Origin of the sequence: Micromonospora sp. CPCC 206060 (genome assembly GCF_036906895.1) — a bacterium.
Lineage (GTDB): Bacteria > Actinomycetota > Actinomycetes > Mycobacteriales > Micromonosporaceae > Micromonospora.
Genome location: NZ_JBAKHU010000202.1, coordinates 1 through 1,765, shown reverse-complemented (window position 1 = coordinate 1,765; position 1,765 = coordinate 1). Strand labels below are relative to the sequence as shown.

Here is a 1,765-nt window from a genome sequence, read left to right as displayed (position 1 = left end):
CCGAGGACAGTCAACAGCAGGTCGTCCGGCCGGCCGCGTCCGCGGACGCGCCGCTGGTCGTGATGGCCGAGGGGCTGCCGGAGAGTCTGCGGCTCCAGCGCGCGGTGGGCGGTGTCCTGCTGCACGACGGTGGCACCGCGCCCGGCCCGATCAGCTCGCGGGTGTTGGCCCCGACGGGTCCCGGGCCGGCTATTCTGCTGCATTCGTCGGTGCTCGACCCGGACCGCCTCGGTGCCGCGTTGGCCGGGTTGCGGGCGCAGGACGCCACCATGGCTGTCCTGCACTGGCCGCAGGACCAGCCGGTCAGCGTGGCCCGGGCGCTGGAGGTCACCGCGCAGGCGCTGGGGCCGCAGTCCTTGGCCATGTTGTCGGTGCCCCGGTCGGCGCTGCGGGACCGGCCGACGCCCAGCCCGCAGGTCGTCCCGTTGGACGCCAACGGCGAGGTGACGTTCTTCAGTGGGCGGCCGGAGCGGTACCTGTTCCTGCCCGAGAGCGTCGGTGCACCGCCCCGGCCCGCCCCGTACGGGCTGACCGAGCAGTCACCCGGCGTGTATGGGCTCGGTGACGGTTGGGTGGTCTGGGATGGCGGTAGCCACCTGTGGATCGGGCCGGCGACGGAACTGGACAGGGTACGGCGGTTGCTGCCGGACACCGGTGGCTGGCTGGCCGAGCCGGCGGTGTTCCTGGGCTGGGGCGCGACTCCGCTGCCCGAGCGGGTGCGCCACCGGGTCGGTCGGATCTTCGGGGGCATGCCGGCGGCGGCGCCGGAACGGCTCATCACGTCGGGGTTGGGGCTGGACCGGCGTACTCTCGTCCCGTCCGATCTGTCCGGCCTGCCCGCCGGGGTCGAGCTGAGCCACGTTCCGGGTGGGGTGCTCGCCCACGCCGGTCCGCGGCCGCCGGCCGGTGCCGCGACACTGCACTGGTCCGACCTGGCCACCCCGGACCGGCCCCGGCTGGTGTTGGACGAGTCGGTCAGTGATCCGGTCGCCGTCGTGGAGGCTGTGAGCCAGGGACTTCCCCCGGGCGCCGATTCGCTCCAGGTGTTCGTGGCGCCCCCGGCCGCCGGCACCCCGGCCACGCCGCCTGCCAGCATCCCGGACACGTCGCCTGGTGTGGTGGCTGCTGCCCGGGTGGCGGAGGTGTTGCGGGAGCGGTTCGGCGGGCGGCTGGAGTTGGTGTTGCCGGTGTCCGTGGTGGGTCGGCAGCCGGCCGGTGTCGACGAGTTGGTCCCGGTCGACGCCCGGGGGCAGGAGACGTTCCCGGCTGCCGCGTACGCGTGGCGGGTGCCGCTGCGTCCAGCACCGCCTCGGCAGCCGGGGCTGCTGGGCCTGCGCCCGTCTGACCCGGGCGAGTACCAAGTGTACCGCGGCTGGACGGTCCGGGAGCACCGGGGGGTCGTCCTGTTTGCTCAGCACGGCACCAGCCCGGACACGCTGTCCCCCGACGCCCTGGCGGCCCCCGCGACCGGGGTGGCCGTGGTTGTCCAGTCCCGGGGCGGTCCCATCCCGCGCGAGGTGGCCGACGCGGCCGCCCGGCTGCTGTCCGGTGTCCCCGAGGCCGACCGGCATGTCCGGGTCTTCGGCAATGCGGCCAGCGCCGGTCCGGCCGCACCCGACGCCGACGGGTCGGGTGGGCAGGCGTGGACGCCGCCGGCCAACCCGGACCGGCGGGCACTCGCACTGGGTGATCCCAAGGCGGCATTGCCGGACCTGGACCGCATCGAGCAGGCGTTGCGCGCCGACGCGGCCCGGCGGGGCGTCAC

1 protein-coding gene is annotated in these 1,765 nt (G+C 75.4%); it reads left to right on the top strand.

Annotation, left to right across the window (positions count from 1 at the left end; genetic code table 11):
* On the top strand, positions 1 to 1,765 hold a 1,765-nt coding region (locus V6U90_RS33230; RefSeq protein WP_442933721.1), incomplete at both ends, for a hypothetical protein.